The organism is Microvirga sp. P5_D2 (assembly GCF_054049475.1).
In genome coordinates this window covers 1-23,755 of record NZ_JBFUMH010000058.1, presented here as the reverse complement: position 1 = coordinate 23,755, position 23,755 = coordinate 1, and the positions used below count along the sequence as shown (strand labels likewise).

Annotated in this window: 18 protein-coding genes and 1 pseudogene; 16 read left to right on the top strand and 3 right to left on the bottom strand. The window is 61.3% G+C overall.

Annotation, left to right across the window (positions count from 1 at the left end):
- Positions 1–196: 196 nt before the first annotated feature.
- The gene (locus ACXJKO_RS16020; protein ID WP_457092082.1) at positions 197–1,069 is read left to right on the top strand and encodes a GNAT family N-acetyltransferase; all 873 of its coding nucleotides are present in this window, start codon (positions 197–199) and stop codon (positions 1,067–1,069) included.
- Positions 1,070–1,429: 360 nt separating this feature from the next.
- On the opposite strand, the gene ACXJKO_RS16015 is transcribed toward ACXJKO_RS16020, so the two are convergent.
- The 3 genes from ACXJKO_RS16015 to ACXJKO_RS16005 form a co-directional block, all read right to left on the bottom strand.
- Positions 1,430–1,918: a GNAT family N-acetyltransferase gene (locus ACXJKO_RS16015; RefSeq protein WP_457092081.1), complete on the bottom strand. Its 489-nt coding sequence runs from the start codon at positions 1,916–1,918 to the stop codon at positions 1,430–1,432.
- Positions 1,919–2,824: 906 nt separating this feature from the next.
- Positions 2,825–3,232 (bottom strand): (R)-mandelonitrile lyase, encoded by a 408-nt coding sequence (locus ACXJKO_RS16010; protein WP_457092080.1) that lies wholly within the window; start codon positions 3,230–3,232, stop codon positions 2,825–2,827.
- Positions 3,233–3,260: 28 nt separating this feature from the next.
- On the bottom strand, positions 3,261–3,965 hold the full coding sequence (locus tag ACXJKO_RS16005; RefSeq protein WP_457092079.1) for a GntR family transcriptional regulator: 705 nt from the start codon (positions 3,963–3,965) through the stop codon (positions 3,261–3,263).
- A 184-nt stretch (positions 3,966–4,149) separates the two neighbouring features.
- On the opposite strand from ACXJKO_RS16005, the gene ACXJKO_RS16000 reads away from it, so the two are divergent.
- The 15 genes and pseudogenes from ACXJKO_RS16000 to ACXJKO_RS15930 all read left to right on the top strand — a co-directional run bounded on the left by ACXJKO_RS16000 (position 4,150) and on the right by ACXJKO_RS15930 (position 21,425).
- Positions 4,150–4,845, top strand: a complete 696-nt coding sequence (locus ACXJKO_RS16000) for a tripartite tricarboxylate transporter TctB family protein (RefSeq protein ID WP_457092078.1) — start codon at positions 4,150–4,152, stop codon at positions 4,843–4,845.
- Positions 4,845–6,347: a tripartite tricarboxylate transporter permease gene (locus tag ACXJKO_RS15995; protein ID WP_457092077.1), complete on the top strand. Its 1,503-nt coding sequence runs from the start codon at positions 4,845–4,847 to the stop codon at positions 6,345–6,347. The genes ACXJKO_RS16000 and ACXJKO_RS15995 overlap by 1 nt, the downstream gene beginning before the upstream one ends.
- 63 nt (positions 6,348–6,410) lie before the next feature.
- On the top strand, positions 6,411–7,391 hold the full coding sequence (locus ACXJKO_RS15990) for a tripartite tricarboxylate transporter substrate-binding protein (RefSeq protein ID WP_457092076.1): 981 nt from the start codon (positions 6,411–6,413) through the stop codon (positions 7,389–7,391).
- A 131-nt stretch (positions 7,392–7,522) separates the two neighbouring features.
- Positions 7,523–8,605, top strand: a complete 1,083-nt coding sequence (locus ACXJKO_RS15985) for a tartrate dehydrogenase (protein WP_457092075.1) — start codon at positions 7,523–7,525, stop codon at positions 8,603–8,605.
- A gap of 72 nt (positions 8,606–8,677) precedes the next feature.
- Positions 8,678–9,754, top strand: a complete 1,077-nt coding sequence (locus tag ACXJKO_RS15980) for a tartrate dehydrogenase (RefSeq protein ID WP_457092074.1) — start codon at positions 8,678–8,680, stop codon at positions 9,752–9,754.
- A 15-nt stretch (positions 9,755–9,769) separates the two neighbouring features.
- Positions 9,770–11,053, top strand: a complete 1,284-nt coding sequence (locus ACXJKO_RS15975; protein ID WP_457092073.1) for a glycerate kinase type-2 family protein — start codon at positions 9,770–9,772, stop codon at positions 11,051–11,053.
- A gap of 3 nt (positions 11,054–11,056) precedes the next feature.
- A pseudogene (locus tag ACXJKO_RS15970) lies at positions 11,057–11,887 on the top strand (pyruvate kinase); the annotation flags it as partial.
- Positions 11,888–11,901: 14 nt separating this feature from the next.
- The gene (locus tag ACXJKO_RS15965) at positions 11,902–13,215 is read left to right on the top strand and encodes an AAA family ATPase (RefSeq protein WP_457092072.1); all 1,314 of its coding nucleotides are present in this window, start codon (positions 11,902–11,904) and stop codon (positions 13,213–13,215) included.
- 263 nt (positions 13,216–13,478) lie between these two features.
- Complete coding sequence (locus ACXJKO_RS15960) at positions 13,479–14,567, top strand: hypothetical protein (RefSeq protein WP_457092071.1); 1,089 nt, start codon at positions 13,479–13,481, stop codon at positions 14,565–14,567.
- The gene (locus ACXJKO_RS15955; protein ID WP_457092070.1) at positions 14,564–14,710 is read left to right on the top strand and encodes a hypothetical protein; all 147 of its coding nucleotides are present in this window, start codon (positions 14,564–14,566) and stop codon (positions 14,708–14,710) included. Before ACXJKO_RS15960 ends, ACXJKO_RS15955 begins: the two co-directional genes overlap by 4 nt.
- 215 nt (positions 14,711–14,925) lie before the next feature.
- Positions 14,926–15,270, top strand: coding sequence for a hypothetical protein (locus tag ACXJKO_RS15950; RefSeq protein ID WP_457092069.1), 345 nt, complete (start codon positions 14,926–14,928; stop codon positions 15,268–15,270).
- A 12-nt stretch (positions 15,271–15,282) separates the two neighbouring features.
- Positions 15,283–15,582: a hypothetical protein gene (locus ACXJKO_RS15945; RefSeq protein ID WP_457092068.1), complete on the top strand. Its 300-nt coding sequence runs from the start codon at positions 15,283–15,285 to the stop codon at positions 15,580–15,582.
- Positions 15,583–17,150: 1,568 nt separating this feature from the next.
- Complete coding sequence (locus ACXJKO_RS15940) at positions 17,151–17,939, top strand: TnsA endonuclease N-terminal domain-containing protein (protein ID WP_457092067.1); 789 nt, start codon at positions 17,151–17,153, stop codon at positions 17,937–17,939.
- Between the two features lie 3 nt (positions 17,940–17,942).
- Complete coding sequence (locus ACXJKO_RS15935; protein WP_457092066.1) at positions 17,943–20,336, top strand: hypothetical protein; 2,394 nt, start codon at positions 17,943–17,945, stop codon at positions 20,334–20,336.
- A 15-nt stretch (positions 20,337–20,351) separates the two neighbouring features.
- Positions 20,352–21,425 carry a TniB family NTP-binding protein gene (locus ACXJKO_RS15930; protein ID WP_457092065.1) on the top strand — a complete coding sequence of 358 codons (1,074 nt, stop codon included), beginning with the start codon at positions 20,352–20,354 and terminating at the stop codon, positions 21,423–21,425.
- Positions 21,426–23,755 lie beyond the last annotated feature (2,330 nt).

The window sequence follows — 23,755 nt, the reverse complement described above, 5'->3', positions numbered from 1 at the left end:
GGCTTGGCGCTGCGACCTTTACGGATCATGGCCCGATTCTGAGATTTCCGTTCTCCCTTCGCGCACACGACACAGGTTCGAATGAGACGTAGGATCACCTCTGAAACGAGGAGGTGCGCCATGAAGATCGATGAGCGCCGCCACCCGAGCCACAGGATCTACGAACCGCTCAGACCGACCTTGGAGGATGCTGCTGATGGCCAATAGCACGCTTCGCCTTGCTCATCCTGGTGACGAGAGCCTGCTCGACGCATTCCTGGCTCTGCATGCCGATAGCTCGCTGTATCTGCGTTCCTTTCTTGCTCATGGGGGCCTCGTTGATCAGGGACAGCCCCTCCAGGGTACCTATGCGATTGCCCTCTCGGACGATCACGTCGTGGGCGTCGCGATGCATAGCTGGCACAACGTCGTGTTCCTGCAAGCGCCGGACAACCCTGCCGAGCTGGCGCGGGTGGCGATCGAGGCCACCGGGCGGCCTTTGCTTGCGATCCTGGGGCCGTTGTCACAGGTGGAGACGGCTCACGCCGGGTTAGGTTTGGGTGAAGAGGCCATTCAGAAGAGATCCCCTGAGAACCTGTTCGTGCTCAACCTCTCAGACCTGATCGCTCCCGGTCCCCTTGGCTCAAGCGCCACCTCCTGCCGCCGGGCGGAGAGCCAGGATCTTGCTCTGCTCCGGGAGTGGCGCTTCAACTATGAACTGGAGTGTACCGGTCTCCCCGATGCGGATTCGACCCGGTCGCTGGCAGCCCGGATGATCGAGGGACACGTTGAGCGCAGGGAAGCCTTCCTTCTTGAGGTAGACGGCGAACCTGTGTCGCTCTGCACCCACACGGCGCGGGTATCCGACATCGTTCAGATCGGAGGCGTATGGACCCCGCCAGAGTGGCGCGGGCGCGGGTATGCCCGAAGGGTCGTGGCAGGTGCCCTCCGAGTCGCGGAGCAAGAGAGTGTAACGCGGGCGGTGTTGTTCACCGAGAGTCCCACCGCGCGGCGCTGCTACGAGGCTCTTGGTTTCCAGCAGGTCGGTGACTACGGCACGATCATCTATGTGAGCGGTCCCGCGTCATGAGCCAAGTGCATGCCTGGGCGTTCCAGAAGGGGCATCTGCGAAGCACGGTCGTCCTATCAGCCCTTGTGTCGGCCATCCCCGCTACGTGTGGGATGAAGGTGAGACACCTGACGGGCGGAAGCTGCCTGACGACGCCAAGCTCGTCGTGAGGATACTGGCCGGCAAGTTGCTAATGGCACATCTCGGAAGAAGAACCTTGGTCGGCTCATGAGGCGATGAGCGGACCTTCATTTCATTTGCTGTTCGTTACTCTTTGATCCAGAGCTTACTCTAGCTGCTCCAACATAGATTGCGTCTTACGCGGTCGCGCAATTCCTGTTCGCGAATTGCAGGACTGTCTTCATGCTCACGCGATCATCTTCATCCAAGTCTGTACTCGATCCGGTTGGGCCGGGGACCTGGGCGCCCTGTGGCGTAGAAGCCGGTCTTGGTCAGCAGCCGGATGGAGGCGGCGTTGTCGGGTCGACATTCGGCAACGATTGGACGAGGTGCCAGCGTAGGATCAGCGGCAATCTGCGCCAGCGTCCCCAGAAGCGCTTCAGACGCATAGCCCTTGCCTTGGTAATCGACTCCGAACCAGTAGCCAACCTCGATGCTCCCGTCCGGGTGATCAATGACCCCCATGGCCCCGATCAGGGTTCCATCAGGCAGCCGCACCGCCAAAAAGTATTCCTTGGTGTCGTCTTGGCCGGCGATGAGGGCCTGCGCCTTCTCCAGTGGGAAGCCGCCCTCCATGAAGGCCATCCATTGGCTCACAGCCGGGACGTCGCTGATCCTGGCCAGCTCAGGAGCGTCCGGGAGTTCCAGTTGACGGATTGCGAGGCGTTCCGTCGTGAACGGCTTCAACATGCGTCCACCCTGCGACCGATCCACTTTGTATCATCAAATCGGGACGCGGTGAGGGCCGGAAGAGGCGTCCCATGTAGCGTCTTCTCGAAACGTCGCTGTCTTGCTTGGCTGCGCGACAAGGGCCTCACTCGGGAGTAGAATGGCCGGAGTAGCGTTTCCCGACGCTCTGATGAGCGCCGCCAGCCCCTCATGAGAGAGCGGCCTATGTCTCTCAAGCTTGGCCTCTTTGCGGTCCTGCTCTTCGTCGGCTTTGAACCGGCCATTGAAGCCCACGACATCTACTCGCCTCTGAAGGACAGGGATGGAAAGAGTTGCTGCGATGACGGGGATTGTCGCCCCGCGCCCTACCGGGTGACGCCAACCGGCGTGCAAATGTTCGTCGAGGGAGAGTGGGTCGCGGTGCCAGACGCCACGATCCAGTATCGGGCGCTACCCGGTGACACGGGTGAAACAGACGGGGGACATTGGTGCGGGCGTAGCCAAAACGGGCAGGGCCAGAAGTTGGACCATGCAACCTACTGTGCAATCCTCCCTCCGAACCTGACAGCGATTTCTGGGCCAGCGTTTGCCCTTCGTGAAAGGCACCTCGGGACCGTCCCCCAAACGGCCTTACCCGAATTTTCGCCATAAGCATTGATGGATATGGAAGGCGACAGTCTCCACGCTCGGAAGGTTTCAAAATGGCACTGGGCTGACCTTAGCCTTACTTCCGCAGCGCAGGGGTAAGCAGACCTTCCGAAGTATCAGCGATCTTCCTTGTTTGACCCAAAGGCGACCTTGGGCGCCGATGGTAGACCGCACTTGAGATTGAAGCCTGGCACATCAGCGCAACGGCCAGAGGGCGGCATGATCAATACTCGTTGCGAGGGCTCGACCTTGACTACGTTCCTTGTCGAACTGGGCAACCTAGGCGTCAGGTTGCAGGCCGTACTGCTCGTCAGTGACGTGCTCCAGCCAAGTGACATGAGAGCCGTCCAGGGCCTCCTGCATGGCGATATGAACCATGCCGGTTCGGGGTGCTGCCCCGTGCCAGTGCTTCTCGCCCGGCGGGATCCACACAGTATCGCCAGCCTTGATCTCCCTGACCGGCCCGCCCCAGGTTTGCACGCGCCCAACACCCAGGATCACGTGAAGGGTCTGTCCGAGTGGGTGGGTGTGCCATGCCGTTCGGGCACCGGGTTCGAAGGTCACACGGTTCGCGCGGATGCGTGACGGAGGAGGGGCGTCGATGATGGGGTCATGCCAAACAGTTCCCGTGAACGCATCGGCCGAAGCCTGCTTCGTCGGGAACGTCCCTGCAATGTGGATATCCATGGAGCCGTCTTCCTTTCGAGCGGATTTGTCAGAGATGCTTGATGCCGACGCTTACGATCAGCGGAACGAGTTCATCGCGGGCGCCGATGCGATGTTGACGGGCGCGTTGGTGGGCCTCGGCGGCTTTGCCCTTCCGGATCGCGGCGATGATGTCTCTGTGGGCCGCGATCGAACCGGTCGGCCTGGATCGAAGCCTGAGCGTGAGCATCCGCGCCCGGTGGGCTTGGTCGGTCACCGTCTGGGCGATCCTGCGGATCCGGCTGTTGCCACAGCGCTCCACCAGGATACGGTGGAACAGGTCGTCCGCGGCAGCCCACGTGAGGAGGTCATCCTCCCGGAGAGCCTGTTCCATGTCTGACGTCGCTTCCTCGAGCTCGTCGGCCACGAGGTGCCGTTCCCCATCAGGCAGAGCGGCAAGCAGCTCGGCCGCCATGGCCTCGATTGCGATAATCACCTCGTAGATCTCGCGGATGTCCTCCGGCGCGAGCGGGCAAACCGTAACGCCTCGTTTGGAGAGCACGCGAACGAGGCCATCCTCCTGAAGCCGGATGATGGCTTCATGAACCGGGGTCCGGCTCATGCCGAGCCGCAAGGCAATCTCCTGCTCGGAGCCCTGGTAGCCGGGCGGAAAGACATTGTTGCGGATCGCATCCTTGAGCGCCTTGTAGGCGTCCTCGACCAGCGACGGTTTTTTCTCGGGCTCCTGCTTTGCCCGCACGTGCAGCTTGTCCACCAGCGTGCCCTCCTGCTTCACTCTGCCCTATGTCGGGGCTTCCATGCAAGTATGAATGGATGGTTGACAGAACGATCCTGTGCTGTCATCCCTGAATGTATGCCAGCTTCCATGGAAGCTGCGACCCTGACCGCAGCCAACCAGGTGCTCACAAGAAGCAGCGGCATTTTCAGGAGGAACGCGCATGGATCCGACGGTGAATACGCCGACGGCCGGGCTTAAGAGACATTACTCAGCCCGCTCGAGCCTTGGCGTCGTACGAGGCCCCCAGAACCTGGTCGCCGGAGCGACCCTCGTGCTTCTGGCTGCCTTGGCGCTGTGGCTTACCCGTGATCTTGAGCAAGGGACGCTTGGGGCCGTGGGTCCCGCTCTCCTGCCACGATGGCTGGCTTACGCCGTCGGGCTGTGTGGCCTGGCCCTGATCATCCCGGCGTTTCGAAAAGATGGCGACGCCCTGGAGCGCTGGAGCCTGCGCGGGCCGGTCTTCGTGATCGGCGGCATCCTGGCCTTTGCCGTCACCATCCGCCCCTTCGGCTTCGGCGGCTTGACCACCCCGGGCCTAGGCCTGCTGTTCGCCGGTCCCCTGGCGATCCTCATCGGCGGTTTCGCCACTTCTGAGGCCCGCCTGCGGGATCTCGTGATCCTCGCGCTCAGCCTGACCCCTTTCTGCATGGTGCTGTTCGGCGACCTGCTCAACCTGCCGATCCCGGTCTTTCCGCAGGCGCTCACGGGCCTCTTCCCGGCCGACTGGTCGCAGAAGGCGGTACTGCGGGCGACAGCCATCATTATGGCTGCTGCCGCCCTTATCGTCTTCCTTTCCAGTCGCCGCAGGCGGAGGACGGTCCAAGTCGATGTGGCTGACCACAGCGGGAGGATCTGATGGGTGATCTCATTTCCAACCTGAGCCTAGGCTTCGGCGTGGCGCTTTCGCTCCAGAACTTGGGGCTTGCTTTCCTGGGCTGCCTCGTGGGCACCCTCATCGGCGTGCTGCCGGGTGTCGGCCCGATCGCCACCATCGCGATGCTGCTGCCGATCACCTTCGGGCTTGATCCCACCGGCGCGCTCATCATGCTGGCCGGCATCTACTATGGAGCCCAGTACGGCGGTTCGACCACCGCAATCCTCGTCAACATCCCCGGCGAGGCCACCTCGGTGGTCACGGCTCTCGATGGTCACCAGATGGCCCGCCAGGGCCGCGCAGGCGTAGCGCTCGGCGTTGCTGCCATCGGCTCCTTCTTCGCCGGCACCGTGGCGACCCTTGTGATCGCAGCACTAGGCGCTCCACTCACGGGCCTCGCCTTGGTGTTCGGTCCAGCAGAATATTTCTCGCTGATGCTGATGGGCCTCGTCTTCGCGGTCGTGCTGGCCCGCGGCTCGATCCTGAAGGCCATCGCCATGATCCTGGTGGGCGTTCTGCTCTCCACCGTCGGCACGGATCTCGAGACGGGCGAGGAGCGCATGACCTTCGGTCTGCCGTTCCTGGCAGACGGCATCGACTTCGCCGTGCTGGCCATGGGCATCTTCGGCATCGCCGAGATCATGCGCAACCTCGACCACACGGAGCACCGGGACGTGGTGCACAAGGCCATCGGCCGGCTTCTGCCCAACAAGGACGACTTCAAGCAGTCCTACAAACCGGTCCTGCGTGGCACCTTGATCGGTGCGATCCTGGGCATCCTGCCCGGCAACGGCGCGGTGCTGGGGCCGTTCGCCTCCTATACGGTCGAGAAGAAGCTTGCCAAGGATCCAAGCCGCTTCGRCCGCGGCGCCATCGAGGGCGTGGCTGGTCCGGAGAGCGCCAATAACGCCGGTGCGCAAACCTCGTTCATCCCGCTCCTGACCTTAGGGATTCCGCCGAATGCCGTGATGGCCCTGATGGTCGGTGCCATGACCATCCACGGCATCATCCCGGGCCCTCAGGTGATGACCAAGAACCCGAACCTGTTCTGGGGCATGATCRCGTCGATGTGGATCGGCAATCTGCTGCTGCTCGTCATCAATCTTCCCTTAGTGGGCCTCTGGGTTCGCCTGCTCAAGGTACCTTATCGCCTGATGTTCCCGGCGATCCTGATGTTCTGCTGCATCGGCATCTATTCGATCAACTCGCTGCCGACCGATGTCATGTTCATCGGATTCTTCGGGATCGTTGGTTACGCCCTGATCAAGTTCGGCTTCGAGCCGGCGCCGATGCTGCTCGGCTTCGTGCTCGGCAAGCTGATGGAGGAGAACCTGCGCCGCGCCCTCCTCATCTCTCGCGGCGACATGATGACATTCCTCGATCATCCAATCAGTGCCGGCCTGCTCGCGGTGGCACTTATCATCCTCGCCCTCGCACTCCTTCCGACCATCCGGAAGGGACGGGACGAGGTCTTTGTTGAGTAACGAGTGGCACGTGTGTGGCGCCAGTATTCCGACAACACCAATCAACCAGGGAAGGAAATGCACATGAAACGAACTCTCTTCACTCTCGCCGCGGCTTTCGGCTTCGTTGCGACAGCCGCACAGGCACAGGGCACCTATCCGACACGGCCGATCACTCTGGTGGTTCCGTTCACCGCCGGCGGAACGACCGACGTGGTTGCCCGCTTCATGGCCGATTACATGGGCCGCACTCTTGGTCAGCAGCTCGTAGTCGAGAACGTCACCGGTGCCGGTGGTACGGTCGGCGTCACACGGGTCGCCAAGGCTGAGCCGGACGGCTACACGATCCTGATGGGCAATCTGGGAACACAGGCAGCGAGCGTCGGCCTTTACCCAAAGCTGGCCTATGATCCGCGCACCGACTTCGAACCGATCATGAACTCGGCGTCGACGCCGATGCTCGTGGTCGCGAAGAAGGATTTGCCGGTCAAGGACTTCAAGGAATTCATCGCCTACCTGAAGGCCAATGCTCCCAAGATGAACTATGGCTCGGGCGGCGTTGGCTCGACCTCGCACCTGACGTGCCTGTTCATGGAGTCCCTTCTGGGCGTGAAGCCGCAGCACGTTCCGTTCCGCGGCTCGGGTCCGGCCCTGAACGCATTGCTCGGTGGCCAAGTCGACTATGTCTGTGACCAGACCGTCGCCATCGTGCCGACTGTCCAGGGAAAGCAGGCCAACGGACTGGTCGTAGCGGTCCAGAACCGCCTTCCGGTTGTCCCGGATGTCCCAACATCGGCTGAGCAGGGGCTGCCGCAGTTCCAGGCGACGGGCTGGAACGCGCTCTTCGCACCCAAGGGCACGCCCAAGGAGATCGTCACGAAGTTGAATGCCGCCGCCAAGGCCGCCCTCAAGGACGAGACCACACGCAAGCGTCTCCTCGACCTCGGTGCCGAGCTCCCGGACGAGGCTGGCCAGACGCCCGAGGCTCTCGCCCAACTCGTCAGCTCGGAAATCGACAAATGGGTCCCGATCATCAAGGGCGCAGGCGTGACGGGGCAGCAGTAGCAGTAGCAACTGACAACCGCGTGGTCGGCGCCCTGAACGGATCGCGGCCGCGGCGATTTCAGGGATCAGCCGCGACCGCGTAATCCCAAATCGGCCTTTCAGGCACACTTTACCGACGAACAGGACCTCACATGGCACAGGATCATAAGAAGCGGTATCGGCTGGCGGTCATCCCCGGTGATGGCATTGGCAAGGAAACGACGCCCGAAGGTGTGCGTGTCCTGGAAGCCGCTGCCAAGAAGTTCGGCTTCGACCTGCAACTCGACCACTTCGACTTCGCGTCCTACGACTACTATGCCAAGCACGGCCGCATGCTGCCGGAGGACTGGAAGGAGCAGATCGGCTCCCACGATGCCATCTTCTTCGGAGCGGTCGGCTGGCCGGAGAAGATCCCGGATCACGTCTCCCTCTGGGGCTCGCTGCTTCAGTTCCGGCGCGAGTTCGACCAGTACATCAACCTGCGGCCCGTGCGCCTGATGCCCGGCGTGCCGACGCCGCTCGCCAACCGCAAGCCTGGCGACATCGACTTCTGGGTCGTGCGCGAGAACACGGAAGGCGAGTACTCGTCCATCGGCGGCAAGATGTTCCCGGGCACCGAGCGCGAAGTCGTCATCCAGGAAACCGTCATGACGCGCATCGGCGTCGACCGCGTGCTGCAATTCGCCTTCGACCTCGCACAGAAGCGCCCCAAGAAGCATCTGACCTCGGCTACGAAGTCGAACGGCATCTCGATCACCATGCCGTACTGGGACGAGCGCGTGGAGGAGATGGCCAAGCGCTATCCGGACGTGAAGTGGGACAAGTACCACATCGACATTCTCACAGCCCACTTCGTGCTGCATCCCGACTGGTTCGATGTCGTCGTGGCCTCGAACCTGTTCGGCGACATCCTGTCCGATCTCGGCCCAGCGTGCACGGGAACGATCGGCATCGCGCCATCAGGCAACATCAATCCTGGCAGTGATTTCCCGTCGCTGTTCGAGCCCGTCCACGGTTCGGCTCCGGACATTGCCGGGCAGGGAATTGCAAACCCGATCGGCCAGATCTGGGCCGGCGCCATGATGCTGGAGCATCTGGGCGAGGGCGAAGCGGCCGCGGCCATTGTTCAGGCGATCGAGGACGTGCTGAGCGAGCGAACCCTGCGCACGCGCGATCTCGGCGGCAATGCCGGAACCGAAACCACGGGCAAGGCTGTTGCCGACGCCCTCGGCTAGAGGGCCAAGCACAAAGGCGAACTCATATCCTGACCGCAATATGTCAGCGGTCACAGCGAAAAGGACAAGACAATGAACAGCTACAGGATCGCAGCCGTCCCTGGTGATGGCATCGGCAAGGAAGTCATCGCCGCCGGCGTAGAGGTCCTCCAGGCTTTGGCCGACCGCGACGGAGGCTTCAAGCTCGATGTTGAGACGTTCGACTGGGGCTCGGACTACTACAAGAAGCATGGGATCATGATGCCGGAGAACGGCCGCGAGACCCTGAAGAGCTTCGACTCAATCTATTTCGGCGCCGTGGGTGCGCCCGACGTGCCGGACCACATTACGTTGTGGGGGCTGCGCCTCGCCATCTGCCAGCCTTTCGACCAGTACGCCAATGTGCGCCCAACCCGTATCCTGCCGGGCATCGAGGGCCCTCTTCGTAACGTAGCGGCCAAGGACCTCGACTGGGTGATCGTGCGCGAGAACTCCGAGGGCGAATATGCCGGTCAGGGTGGGCGCTCTCACCGGGGACTGCCCGAGGAGGTGGCAACTGAGGTCTCGATCTTCACCCGCGCCGGTGTCACCCGCATCATGCGGTTTGCGTTCGAGATCGCACGCTCGCGTCCGCGCAAGCTGCTGACTGTAGTCACCAAGTCCAATGCCCAGCGGCACGGCATGGTGATGTGGGACGAGATCGCGGCCGAGGTGGCACAGGACTTTCCCGATGTGACCTGGGACAAGATGCTGGTCGATGCCATGACCATGCGCATGACGCTGAAGCCGCAGACCCTTGACACCATTGTCGCGACCAACCTGCATGCGGACATCCTGTCCGATCTGGCTGCGGCTCTCGCAGGCTCGCTCGGCATCGCGCCGACGGCGAACATTAATCCGGAGCGCAAGTTCCCATCCATGTTCGAGCCGATCCACGGTTCCGCCTTCGAYATCACCGGCAAGGGCATCGCCAATCCCGTCGSCASSTTCTGGACCGCAACCATGATGCTGGAGCATCTGGGTGAGAAGCCCGCGGCCGATCGCCTGATGCGGGCGATCGAACGGGTCACGGCCGATCCGTCGCTGCATACGCCGGACCTCGGCGGTCAGGCGACGACCCGTCAGGTTACGGACGCCGTCATCGCAGCCATTCATGGCGACAACGCATAAGGACGGGCAGCGCCGATGCTCCAGCCACGTGCAATCCTGCAAGCGATGTTCGACGCCGCTATCGCAGCGGCTGACCCGGCTCGATGCGTGCCTCCGAACTTGCCGGACCCGCCGCAGGGACGCACCATCGTCATCGGAGCCGGCAAGGCCGCGGCTTCGATGGCGCGGGCGGTAGAGCAGCACTGGACGGGCGACCTGTCCGGGTTCGTCGTTACGCGGTACGGCCATGCCGCGCCCACGTCCCGCATCCAAGTCCTTGAGGCGGCCCACCCGGTTCCTGACATGTCGGGCTTCGAGGCGGCACGCGAGATCATCGGCCTTGTCTCCGATCTCACGCCCGACGATCTCGTGCTGTGCCTGATCTCGGGCGGCGGCTCGGCACTCCTTGCGCTACCGATCGAGGGCCTGACGCTCGAGGACAAGCAGGAGGTGAACAAGGCGCTGCTGCGCTCGGGGGCGACGATTGGCGAGATGAACTGTGTCCGCCGGCATCTCTCCGCCATAAAGGGCGGCCGGCTGGCAGCGGCGTGCCACCCCGCAAAGGTTGTTACGCTCCTGATCTCCGACGTTCCTGGTGACGACCCGATCAACATCGCCTCCGGTCCGACCGTGCCGGATCCCACCACCTGTGCGGATGCGCTCGAGATCCTGGACCGCTACGGGATCAAGCCGGCACCTGCCGTTCTGGAGGTCCTCACCAGCGGTCGGGGCGAGACGATCAAGCCGGGGGACGAGCGCCTCGCGAAAGTCGACATCCGGATGATCGCCACGCCCCAGATGGCCCTGGAGGCTGCGGCCAGGGTGTCGGCCCAACATGGTCTTGCCTCGCATATCCTTGGGGATGCCATCGAGGGGGAAGCCCGGGATGTCGGGAAGGTCATGGGTGGCATTGCGCTGCAAACGGCGCGAAGAGGCCAGCCCTTCACCCCACCATGCGTGCTCCTGTCCGGCGGCGAGTCGACGGTGACGGTGCGGGGGCAGGGGCGCGGCGGGCGCAACGTCGAGTTCCTGCTCTCGCTTGCCGCAACCCTCGACGGCCACCCTGGTATCCATGCCCTCGCGGGGGATACCGATGGCGTTGATGGCCTTGAGGAGATCGCCGGGGCCTACCTCAGGCCGGACAGCATCGCCCGTGCCGGGGCCAAGGGCATCGGCGTCAAGGGGAGCCTTGCCGACAACGACGGCCACGGCTTCTTCGAGGCGCTCGGCGACGGCATCGTGACCGGGCCGACCCTCACGAACGTCAATGACTTCCGCGCGATACTCATCACCCAGGAGGCGGCGATCAACGCCGGCTGAACCATGCGCCGACAACGCCATGCCAAGATCGTCGCGACCGTCGGACCGGCGAGCGCATCGCCGGACAAGCTGCGGGAGCTCTTCCTCGCTGGGGTCGACACCTTCCGGCTGAACTTCAGCCACGGGACCCATCAGGATCATGCCGCCGTCCACGCCGCCATCCGGGCGCTTGAGAAGGATATCGGACGACCCATCGGCATCCTCCAGGATCTGCAAGGACCGAAGATCCGGATCGGCACGCTCAAGGACGGCGCATTGGCCCTGTCCGAGGGCGAGGCAATCCGGTTCGTCCTCGAGGGCAAGGACGGCGATGGGACCTCGATCCCGCTTCCACATCCGGAGATCTTCGCAGCGATCCTCCCGGGGCAGGACCTGCTGATCGATGACGGCCGCGTTCGGGTCAAGGTGACGGGACTCGGCAACGACTCCATCGAGGCCAGGGTCGTCACGGCTGGCAAAATCAGCAACCGCAAGGGCGTCAACCTGCCGGGCACGGTGCTGAACCTGTCACCTTTGACTGCAAAGGACCGGTCCGATCTCGCCTTCGGGCTTGAGCTCGGCGTCGACTGGATTGCCTTGTCGTTCGTTCAGCGGCCATCCGACATGCTCGAGGCGCGCGCTCTGATCGGCGAGCGGGCCGGCCTTTTGGCGAAGATTGAGAAGCCTTCGGCGCTTGACCACATCGAGGACATCGTCCGCCTGTCCGACGCGGTCATGGTCGCCCGCGGCGATCTTGGCGTCGAGATCCCGCCGGAGGAGGTGCCCGGGCGTTAGAAGGAGCTGGTGCGCCTCTGCCGGCTGGCCGTGAAGCCACCGTCAGTCCGGGCGCAGATGAGGTCAGGGCACTGATGGACATCCTTGAAGAGGCCACGGCCAGTCTTCCAGATGGTGTCCGGTCCTGGCGACTGCGGTGCCGGATCTATCTCGCGCACCTTTGTGATCCTCGCGCCGCGCTCGCACTCGCCCGCGATGCCGTCCTCATGGCTCTTGCGATGCAGTCATACTCGAGGGAGCCGGCGACGGCCCTTACGATGGTCAAGGCCGCACTGGGTTGGCTCTTCTTCGCAACGTCCGATCCTGAGTATGCCTATCTCGGGCGTGAGAGCCGAGTAGCATGCCGGGCCGAGCCAGCGATCATGGTTGACCATTATGGGGGATTGCTCGTCGAGCTTGTGGAACACCAAACTCAAGAGGCTCTGCTCGCCGCAATTGTCGACGAGGAGACTGCACGCGGAAAGCTGGCGGCGAGCGAAACCGTAAAGACCCCGAACGTCTCGATCCCGATGGGGTGCCCGGGAGCTGCCGTGGTGCCCTCGGTGGTCATTTTCAGCCAGATCGGCAATGCGAATACGGGGGAAGGGAAGAAGGTCACGAAGGAGCTCGAGGGGCTCACCGGAAAGGCTCTGCCCCTGGTACCGCCGCCTGACCTCAAGGCGGCACGCGCAACATTGAGGGCAGAGTTCCCGTATGCGACGGCCGCAATCGACTCCATTCTCCGGGACGTCGCGCTCCGATCCCATGTCCAGATCCGCCCGACCATCCTTGTCGGCTCTCCTGGATGCGGAAAGTCCCGCTTCGCGAACCGACTTCTGACAGTACTCGACCTGCCACACGACATGATCCCATGCGGAGGTGTTTCAGACGGAACATTCGCGGGTACCCCACGGCGATGGTCGACGGGCGAGCCGTCCCTGCCAGTTGCCCTTATTCTCCGCTACAAGGTCGCAGGACCCGGTGCGATCCTGGACGAGATCGAGAAGGTCGGGACTTCCCGTCACAACGGTCAGGCCCATGACGCACTGCTCGCGTTCCTGGAACGGGAGACGGCGTCGCGCTTTCACGATCCCTATGTCCAAGCGCCGTGTGACCTCTCCCATGTCACATGGCTGATGACGGCGAACTCTCTCGAGGGACTTTCGGCCCCGCTCCGGGACCGCTGCCGAGTCATCCCCTTTCCCGAACCCGGACGGGACCACCTCGCGACACTCAGCCGTCAGATCCTCGCGGAACTCCTTGCCGAGCAAGGACTGGATCCCCGCTGGGGCAGCCCGCTGGACGGGATCGAGATCGAAGCCGTGGCGAAGGCATGGCCGGGCGGTTCATTGCGCAAGCTGCGAAGCGTGATTGAGGTGGTTCTGGCGAGCAGGGACGTGCGGCACTGACCTCAATCCGTGCGCATGGAGGACGGATGCATGGCCCAGTCACGGACTTCCGGAGGAAAGCGGGGTTCCCGATGGCGTGCCTGTCGCCGCGGACTTGGGGCATTCGCCGATCCCCGGGGCGGGACGCGTGATCCGCACGTCCGGCATCCGGATCGCGTCCGAGGCCTGTCGATGCGCTCGACGCTGTCGCGCCGGCAGCGTCCCAGCCGACCTGACGCGGCGGCTTACGAGGAACAGGCCTTGGGTGTCGTAAGGGAGGCTCCATGAACAGCAGGATTATTTCGGACATCCGTGCGGGGCGAAGGTTCCCGAAAGGCGCGGAACTCGAAGCCGGATTCCCCTTCTACTGGGACAGCATCCGTGCCGATATGTGCATCTGGGCAGAGCGCATGTTGCGGCGAGAGACGGAGGAGCCGGACACGGGCTGGGACCGCTCGGGGTATCCCGCCGCCCTCCGTTCGTTGCGGGAAGGCGCGAGGGATCGCCTCACGGCTGATCAGCACTTGGTCGGGCTCGTTCGCCAAGTGGTGGATGCCCTACCGCCTTGGGCGCTCACCGAGCACCGCCGCTGCCGGGTGTATCTGAGCAGGCTCAGGGCACATCCGCTCCCGACGGATGAGGAAAGCCGACGGACGCCCGGCGGGCCGGCTGACGTGAATGCCGGCACGGGTACCGATCGCCAGGCCACACGCGTGGAAGCCGGTGGCCATGTCCGACATCCGGCTGCCGTTGCGCCGCAAGCGAACGATCCTCCGGAACGGATGAGGGACATTCTCGCGGGACGAGGATGGCCCGAGGCCATCGAACTCCTGCGCGGGATGCCCTTCTTCAAGGATAGCCTCCACGAGGACATGCGCCACTACGCCGGGCGCTTGCTAGGGGGCATCGAACGTGACGGATACAAACCCGATGACTGGAATGACTGCGAAGCGTCGATCATCCATCACGCTCAGCACTTGCGACAGGTGGCAAGCAATCGAGCCTCAACCCAGTGGCATTTGCGTCCGATCGTTGATCGTCTGATGCTCGCATTCCCCACGGCCTATCACGAGGGGTGGCTTCGGTGCAGCTATTACCGGGCGGCGCTCGGGGTGAGGGAGGCCAAAGTCGACGTTGCGAGCACGGCAGTCTCACTTGCCTTGGTTTCAGCCGAGGCCCGATCGCCGGCCGAAGCCGACTATCAACTGATCGCCACCGCGCTGGGCTGGCTGGCCGAGGTGGCGGCAGGTGACCCTGCACTGGTGGGGCAACCGAGACCCATCCGCTGCGACGCGCCAGCACACACCGCACGACACCACGGGCAAACGCTCGTCGATTTTTTGCGTATGCGTCTGCGGAGGGACGGCTCATGACGGTCCGAACGGCTGAAATCCGTGCCTACAACACCCGTCAGGGTCACATCCTGATCGGACGGGCGCTCCTGTCCCCCGACGAACTGCTGCGCCTCATGCCCTTCTTTGAGGACAGCATCCGTCAGGACGTCTTACCTGGATAAAGGGCGAGATCGCCCGCCTTGAGCGGCTAGAATCACCTGAGCGCTGGGCACTCCTCCCGTTTCAGGGGCTGCTCAACGACTTGGAAGACTCCGACGTTGTCGGTGCAAAGCTAGCCCAGCGCATCGACATGATAATGCTCGCGCTGCCCGAGGATGACCATGAGGGAAGGCTGCGGTGCAGCGTCTACCGAGCAGCCCTCGGGCAGCATGCGAGCATGATCACACTCGCCTGCAATGCGGCAACAGTCCTTGCGGCGTCCGCCGAGACGTCGCCGGAGCCGAAATTGGTGGATTTCACGCTCGCCTGGGCCGCGCTGGGCTGGCTGGCCGCGCTAGCCGCCGACGGTGCGTTCGTGCCACTGTCGGGCCATCCCCGGCCGGAACGCCTCGAGTCGTCCGTCGATACTGCCTTGTGGCACGGCCGGGCGATCGTACGGTTCCTGACCGGGGAGGCGCCACCGACGTTGTCGCTGTGGCCGGACAAAGGCACCGATGCAGTTCAGCCTCCCGACGTCGATGAACTCAAGCGGTGGCTGATCCGGAAGGCCGGTGGCGTGTAGGAAGAGGAATTGGTGACCGACTGGCTCGACATGAGCCTGACCGAGCTGCGGCGACACACCGAGGCAGGAGACCTGATCGCCCTTGATGTGGATGGCCGGACGGTCTACCCGGCGTTCCAGTTGAAGAACGCGATGACCGTGCTGAATGTGCGCGAGAYCCTGTCCGTCATGCCGATCAAGGCCCCCTGCATGCGGCTGGAATGGCTTCTGACACCGGACAGTGCACTGGATGACGACACGCCATTGGAAGCCCTTCGGGTAGGGCGGCGGGATGCCGTTCTTGATTGTGCAAGTAGCCACGGTGCGGAGTGATAAGGTCTATTAGGCCACCTTATTCGGCGGTGCTTCGCATCGTGCTCGCGATCATTGCCGCTTCCCTACTTTCCCCGTGGATCGATCATCACAGGAAGACGCCGGGGGAGTCGTGATTTCCTTTCCATTCCGTTTCCAGCGCAGCTCATCAGGAACACTACGGGTGCACCGGATCAACAAGTGTCGCCAAAGGGATCTAATGCCAAGTATCGGTTCGTTAAGCTGTTCTCATTAGTTGCCGTCATCTGATCGACGAGCTTCACCTGTTTATGAAGGTGCGCTTCATCTGCCGTTGAGCGCGGCATTGCGCCGCATCTCGCGGCATATTACGCAACTTTATTTAGTGTCAATAACCACTGGCGAGGCTCTTGATCACCGAATATAGGCATAAGGACTCCCGAAGCCCTTGGGGGATTCCCGTAGGCTGTCATTCCTAAAGCAAGGATTGCACGCGTAACAAATCCGAAGGACTCCGCGAGACCGAATCTAGCCATGGCCAAGCCTACGAACATACTGCCAAGGTCATATAGCGGGTACAGGAATTTAATCCAGAAGTAGCCAATGCGAACTTTAGGTTTAAGCTCTTCCTTCTCAAAGAGCGAGGATCATGTCCTACTATTTACGCATGTAGTTCAAAGCAGGGTTGCACAGATAGACCGCCGGTAGGCCRCTGACTACGCGCCGTACACTGGGCGCTGCGAACAGAGGAGTCGCTATAACCTACACCGGCGCTTTCGATACCGAGGAATAGCCCACGCATACAGCGATGCAAGAGTTGTGGTCAGGCGCCCAGTCAGGCCACGGGGTCCTTATTTGCACAACACTGTGCAGTTGCTTTGGAAACTTGAGTACGGAGACCTAGGCGACAGGCAATACGAAAACCGTGTGAAGTTCCGGCCTACTTACCCGAATATATATACAGGAGCTCTTTCATGCCCCATATCGATCGAATGACTTCGGGCGGCTTCTTAGCAACGGCTAAACAGAAACGATGCGATAACCCCGGTGATGGAAGCACGTGCTGCCTAGAAGCCGCTTTGTCGGCCCGCAGGTCGCGACTTGGCAGAAAGTATAGGAAGTGGGATGTGGACAACGGTCCAAAGGTGAAGATCGCGAGCAGAAGAGTCCAAGTGCTTCAGGGCGAAATCGCTACAGAAACGTGCGATTTCCTGCTTCGAGTTGGGAAGCGAGTGTTTCGACCATGTGTGGAAGCGCGAATAGACCCAATCATGAGGACAATAGGAGCCGTCCGAATTTCACCCATCGACAGTGTGGGCTATCCGACGATGAACCCGGAAAGCTGCACCATGGCGTCGCCCAACAACGCATCATCTGCTTGGCTTACGGCAGATACATGGCTCGGCCCAAAGACGCTATCAGAATACGACACACAGTCGCTCCTTCGCGATCTTGCTAAGTCCGATGCAAGGCACCGCGCACGCTCCCTGATCAACCCCTTGCTGCCACGACCGACGCGACGCTAGCCGACTCGGACGTGGACATGGGTGGAGGTCGCGCTCGCTCTTCGCGGATACTCCGCCTGTACAGCGACGTGAATGAGGGATGTCATGTCTCAATACCGTCCTACGAGCTGGAACTCGATGCTTCGGCAACTTGCCACGATCTACGTCTCCGATGACGGTGGCCCAATCCGGACGATCATCGGACTGCGCAACACGGTTTGGACTGGGGAGTATCCATCTGTCAAGTCGGGCTGGAGCCTGCCATGGGAGAGTCCGTTGGAGCGAGACCACATGTGGGTTTGCGAAGCCGATACGGCCGTCGTGTGGTTTCTTGCCCAGCCGCTCAGGATCGAGATCGCCGTCGATGACGAAACGTATGAGTACATCCCGGATGTCTATGAGGATCGAGCCGATGGAAGTGTTCAGATTACCGAGATCAAGAAACACAGGAAGGAAATAGCGAGAGATCCACGCTACGAGCTTAAACTGGACCTCGCGCGCTATGTTTGCGAGGGGCTCGGCTGGACGTTCAAGATCCTTGAGGAAGATGACATTCACCTGCCGAAAGTCGTCTTTCGGAACATACGGGATATGCACGACGACGGGAAGCTCGCAGTGCCCTTGGCTGATGTGCTTGCCGTGCGATCGCACATAGAAGCCGTTGGCGGAGCAACGACACTCGGTGCGGCCGCCAAGACGCTGGGTGGGTGGCAACGCGGGTTCGCCTTGTTAAAGGCAATGATGGTGCGACGCATCGTCGAGATCGACTTACGCCTGCCCTTCTGCTTCGACAACATCGTCACCCTCGTTCCCCAGACACTCGCGTCATCACGGCCGGGCCATAGGCCGCTTCACAGGAAGATTGAACAACCTGAGAACCCCCGGGCGAGGTAAGCCATGACGCGTTTTCACATTCTCGAAGCAGGTGACCGAATTGAGTTAGCAAGTGAGGATGGGCGCGCCTCCGACACCTGGAGGGTCGAGGAGTTGCGCCCTGGAGAAAGAACGTACGTGTTACGTCATGAAGGGACTAACCGTCTTGAACTACCGCCGACGTCGTGGGAGGCGATCGAGAAGGCGCACGAGGAGGGACGATTACGCCGGCTCCCGTTCGACGGCAAAGGCCACCGTGCCCGCAAAGCGGGACGCGAGGACCCGAGGCCGGGTCCGATGAAGTCGGACGAGGCCGTCAGGAAGGCCTACCTGGACGCTTGGGACGCCGAGCCGGAGCACACGGCGCAAAGCAAGGCTGCCATGGACCGCTGGGTCCGGAAAGTGGCGCAGCGCCCGGATTTCAGGAAGTACAGCTACTGGATTCCGGGTGGCGTATCGGTCGCGCGCTGGGCGCGTGAACGTGGCGTCCTGGGACACCGCCCGCCCGAGGAAATGATCGATCGGAGAGGGAAGGGAAAGCGGGCGCCACGCCGGGACGGCGGATACCACAAGGCCCTGAAAACCGCGGCGCTTTGGTACTGGTCGCTCGACACCCGCACGCCCGAGCAGGCAGTCAACCGCATCAATGTGGTCTTTGACTATCTCGATGCCCGGCGGAAACGGACCAATAGGAAGGCTCGAAAGCGCCAGCGCCCGAGCGATACCGCAATCCGCAGGAAGATTAAGGAACTGGAGAGCATCGATACCTGGACGACCAAATGGGGCGGGGCGAGGGCGGTGGAGAGATGGCATGCTGTCGGCGAAGGCCTGATCGCCACGAAGCCGCTCGAGATCGTCATTTTCGATCACACCAAGTCAGACGCTTGGGTGATTTACGACCCGTTACGAAAATGGGTTCGGGGCCGCCCCTGGGTAACCTTGGCGATCGATGTCTTCACCCGCGTCATCCTGGCATACTTCGTAACCTACCGACGGCCGTGCACGTCAACCGCCGCCGAGCTCGTCAAGCGCATCAACCAGCCCAAGAACTGGATCAAGGACAAGTTCGCCCATCTCGAAAACGGCATGGAGGCGTACGGAAAGGCAACCCGCGTCGTCGTAGACCATGAATGGGCGCACAAGGGACCGTCATTCCGACAGGGGATGAAGTTGATAGGAACGGGCGTAGAATGGCCGCGCAAGAGAAACCCCCAGGCCAAGGCGATCGGTGAGAGGATCTTCGACACCATCAATAAGATGTGCTTTCACCGGTCGGCGGGGAGCGTGCCACTGCCTGCCCACATATTGCGGCGTTGGGGTTATAACCCGTCCAAGACGAAGACAGCATCGACCGAGGAATTCGAGGCCAATCTTCTCAAGGCAATCTGCGACGTGTACCAGATGGAGCCTCATCCTGCGATCGGCAAGGCGCCACTCCAGGCTTGGCGTGAGGATACGGAGGGACGCCATATCCCGGTGATCGATAACATCGCCCACCTCAAGGCAGCTTTGGGACGCGTTAAGAAAGAAATCACCCTCGACAAGGCCGGGCTCGTCTGCAACGGCGTCCGCTATCACGATCAATCGATCGTGAACTGGCTCCTTCCGGAACTGGCGCGTGGTGAGCCAATCCGCAGCCAGCGGAAGGCCGGGAGTGCGAAGGCCAGCGGCCTGTGGGGCACGATCGACCCAGAGAACATCGACCACTTCAATCTATACGTCGAAGGGCGCAACCGGTTTGTGACAATCAAAGCTGCGGCCGATCATGCTGAATACGTGCGGGATCTGCCAGAGGACGTCTATGAGGCCATGAAGGCCGCCAACAAGGCCGCGAACGAGGCGTTCCATTCGCCCGCTGACCGGGCCCGCACGCGCAATGAACTTTGCAGGATGATGGAGAAGGCTGTCCCCGAGCGTCAGGTCGAGGCGCGTTTGAACCAGCATCGTCTACGCGAAAAACTCGCCGACCCGGGTATGCCCCAGGGAGATATCGTCAAGTTCGAGGAAGTTCCGTCATCCGTTGACGGACGTGCTCGCCTATTGGCCCTTCCAGTCGATCTTGATCGCCAGCGGGAAGACCGGGGCCGTCCGCCCAAACAGCACCTCAGCAAGAAGGCAGCACAGGCACAAAAGGCGGCGATACGGCATAAGAAGGTGCAGGCTGCGATCAAGGCTAAGCAATGTGATCAGCCCGACCCAGACAAGCACGATAGCCCGGCCCAGCGTCCGCATCAGAATTGGGACACCTTACTGAAGGTCCCAGATCCCAAGGCTTTCATGAACAATCTTGGTCCCGGGTGGGGAAGCAGARCAATAGCAACTCCAGAGAATACGCAGGTTTTGGAGCCGGCACCCGATGGCACGAAGGGACCCGATAGTCTTGTGTCTAATCGCGGTGGACGCTCAGGTGGAGCATAAGAGAGGGGAACCCGAATGGACTTTCTCGACATCGATATCGATAATGTGATCATGCAACCGGAGGAGCGTGAACTGCTCCGCCACATCGGAGAACTTCAGGCTACTTTCGAGACTATCTGCTTCATGCACCCTCGGCTCGTTGAGGCGCACCGGACGTTCGAGATGATGCGGGACGAGGTCATGAAGGCGAGATTTTATCTGCGCAAGCGTGGGGATACGACCGGGGAGGGGCTCGCCAAATATCCCGCGTTGATCCAGCCGGTGATTGCCCAGTCCGGAATGGGAAAGACGACGAACGCGCAGACTTTCGTCGAGGGTGTCCGCCGCCGCGAAGGCCATACAGACAGGACCGTCCCGGCGATCTACACCGAACTACGTCCTGACACGTTGGTCAGAACTTTCTTCTCGGATCTCCTCAAGGGGTTTGGATGCAACTTTCCCGAAGTCGGAACACCGGAGGAAAAGCGCACCAGAATGGAACACTTTGCAACGCTCCGCCCGACGGACATCATGTTCATTGATGAGATGCACAATATCGTGAACCAGGACGAGAGCGCCAGCAAGCATACGGTCTATTTGCTGCGGACGCTCAAGTCGATCACCAACCGCGCCCAGTTCGCAATCATCGCAATGGGCACCGAGGAATTGCTGGCATCATTCTGTTTGTCTCGGGAGATCCGCAATCGATGTCGCCCGCCAATCCTGATCTACCCTGCCGACTTATCCACCGATGAGGGAGCAACATTGATACTTGGATATATTGGCAAGCTCGACGACGCCTGCGCGCGTAAGGGTATCACAAAGGGCGAATCCGGACTTTTAGCGGACGATCTCCCGGCATGCTTCGCGGAGATATCGATGGAAACGTGGGAGGGCGTGACCGGCTCGAATACGGGAGTGATCTCGAAGCTCGTGCGACATGCGATCGAGCCGATGGTGCGCCGGGTCGCGGCTCATCCTGAGACCGAGCGCGAGATAATCACTCGGGAAGATCTCGCAAACGCCACGGCGGGATGGGCTATCCCGCTTGGGGTCTGCAAAACCAATCCATTTAGGAATGGTCCCAGCAAACTTATCCGGAGGCAGTAAATGCCCGATTGGGTTGAAGTCCACCTTTCTGCGCTTACTCCCAGGGACGGCGCTGGGAGCGGACCCGACGATCCGATCAAGCCATTTCCGTTTCCCCTGCGACCCGAACGGGACGAAAGCCTGCTGGGGCATTTCGCGCACGTGTGCGCCCGTCATATGGTGCCTAGGCGCAAGCGATCCGTAACACTCGCTCGGATCGACACGTTGCGACCGGAGACGTTGCCCATCGTCCACCAGCATCGCGCTCCGGATCTTGCCCGACTTCTGGACATCCCCGTTGAGGAGGTTGAGAGGCGAATGTACCGAAGCACCGAATTCGAGGGGAGAGAGACACCCTTTATCCAGTTCTTCGGCATACCCGTTCCCGCGTCATACCGAGAAAGCCGCCGCCGGCGAGTATCACCGGCTGCCCTGGCATTAAGACCTTATCACCGCGCGATGTGGGAGCTTCGCCCCTTCCCGTTCGATCGGGAGACAATGGGCTGTCTCGTCGATCGGTGCCAAAATCCCGCATGTGGACGCTATCTGGGTTGGCGCCATCCTCACATGCCGGAGTTGTGCGAGCATTGCGGAGCCGATCTCCGTGACTTCTCGGCTGAACGCGTCGCAGAGGAGGATCAAGAACCTTGCGCGTTCGCTTCCGGCCTCGTAGACCCAGACCCAGAGGTCCGCGCAGCAGTTCGTTGCTTGGTTCCTGAATGCTTGTCGGACTGGAGCAACACCGATCTTTTGGACCTTTGCATCCGCTTTTCTTACCTCGTGAAGGATGAGGTACTTGGTGGCTTCTCTCGGCGTACGGTGAAAGCGAACGATTTCACGGGATGGAATGCATCAGATCTTGCGAGAGGGGCACGAGTAGTACTGGGCTGGCCCGGATCGTTTTACTCGCTTTGCGATCGATTGCGCTCAGATCAGGTCAGGCGCACGGGGGTGTATGGCGTCTTTAGGGACATTGGCCCACTGTTCAAGTTCAGGTTCAATAGAGCCAATCCACCTCAAGTTCGTGCGCTCCTCGATGATGCGATACGGAACTACTATGCATCGACTACCGATATTGTGATGCGTGGCCCCGATCGTCGATCCCGTGGCGAGCATGCTGGGTTTCTTACGCTTCGGCAGACAGCCGACCGCTGCAACATACACCCATGTGTCTTGACGCGCCTCTTGGGTGTACCTGAGCTTGAGGTCTTGCGCGCACCAAACAATATGAGATCGCCTGTATTCTTGAAGGCAGACCAAGTCCTGGCTTGGAACGAAGAGCGAAATGGCCTTGAAGAACGGCGGGATGTAACTGCAAAGACCGGGCTCCCGGAACATGCCTTGGTGACACTTGCAAAGATGGGGGAACTCAGGTTGGGGAGTGGACCTGCGGTGGTGATGGCTGGACGTGGAACTTGGTTCCGCCGGTCGGAGACGGAAACGTTCTGTCACAAGTTGATCAGTCTTGGGCCGTTAGTGCCCGTTCGGCCCCGCGGCTGCATTCCCCTTGCGGAATGCGTCAAGGGCATGAGACAAGTTCCGAAGCCTTGGATTCCTGCTATTGCGGCTGTTCTTGCCCGATCCATCAGGGTGGAAGGCGTACTTGATTCAGGCGCCGTTTTAGTTGAGAGAATCCTTGTGAGGAAGGGTTCAGTAGAGGAAATGCTCGCTTCAGCGGCATCCAAGGATCTGGGCGGGTCGACAGAATTGTCAATTATAACGACAATCTCAGCTTGTGAGTATCTCAACGCAGGTCCAGAAATGATTAATTCATTGCTCAATCAAGGGATGATTGAGTTCGTTAGGTTATCGAATGGCCTTCGCCGTCCGTTGCGCGCAAGCGTCGAGGAGTTCGGTCGCCGTTACATATTGACCGGTGAGATAGCGCACGCTGCTAGGGTCGATGTCCGCAGTGTTCGGCGCTTTTTCCGTACGAGATTGAAGCCGTACCGCACAATGAGCCGTGGTAGAGCTGTGTGGAATCGACAAGAGGCGGAAGCGTTGCTGACTGAATTAAGGTCGGAGACACGTTGCCGGACAAAACGCAGGAAGAAGTCGCACTGAGTCGAGGTACCTAACCCGATAGTCTATGCTCCCCAGCGAGGATAAGGTTGGCTCCGCTCGAGAGAGAAGCAGAGTCATAGATGCGCACAAACCTCCTTCGCCTCCTATAAGAGTATTTTCATGGTCGCAGGCTAGACGGTTCAGGACTGATCGCGCCGTGTGGCACAATTTGCGATCGTATATAAGGAATTGAATCCGAGACCTCGGCAAGCGGCGTCTGATGCTCAACGTAGAAATGAGAATTCGACCGGTACACACTTCTCCGCCGTGTCCGTAGGGATAGAGGG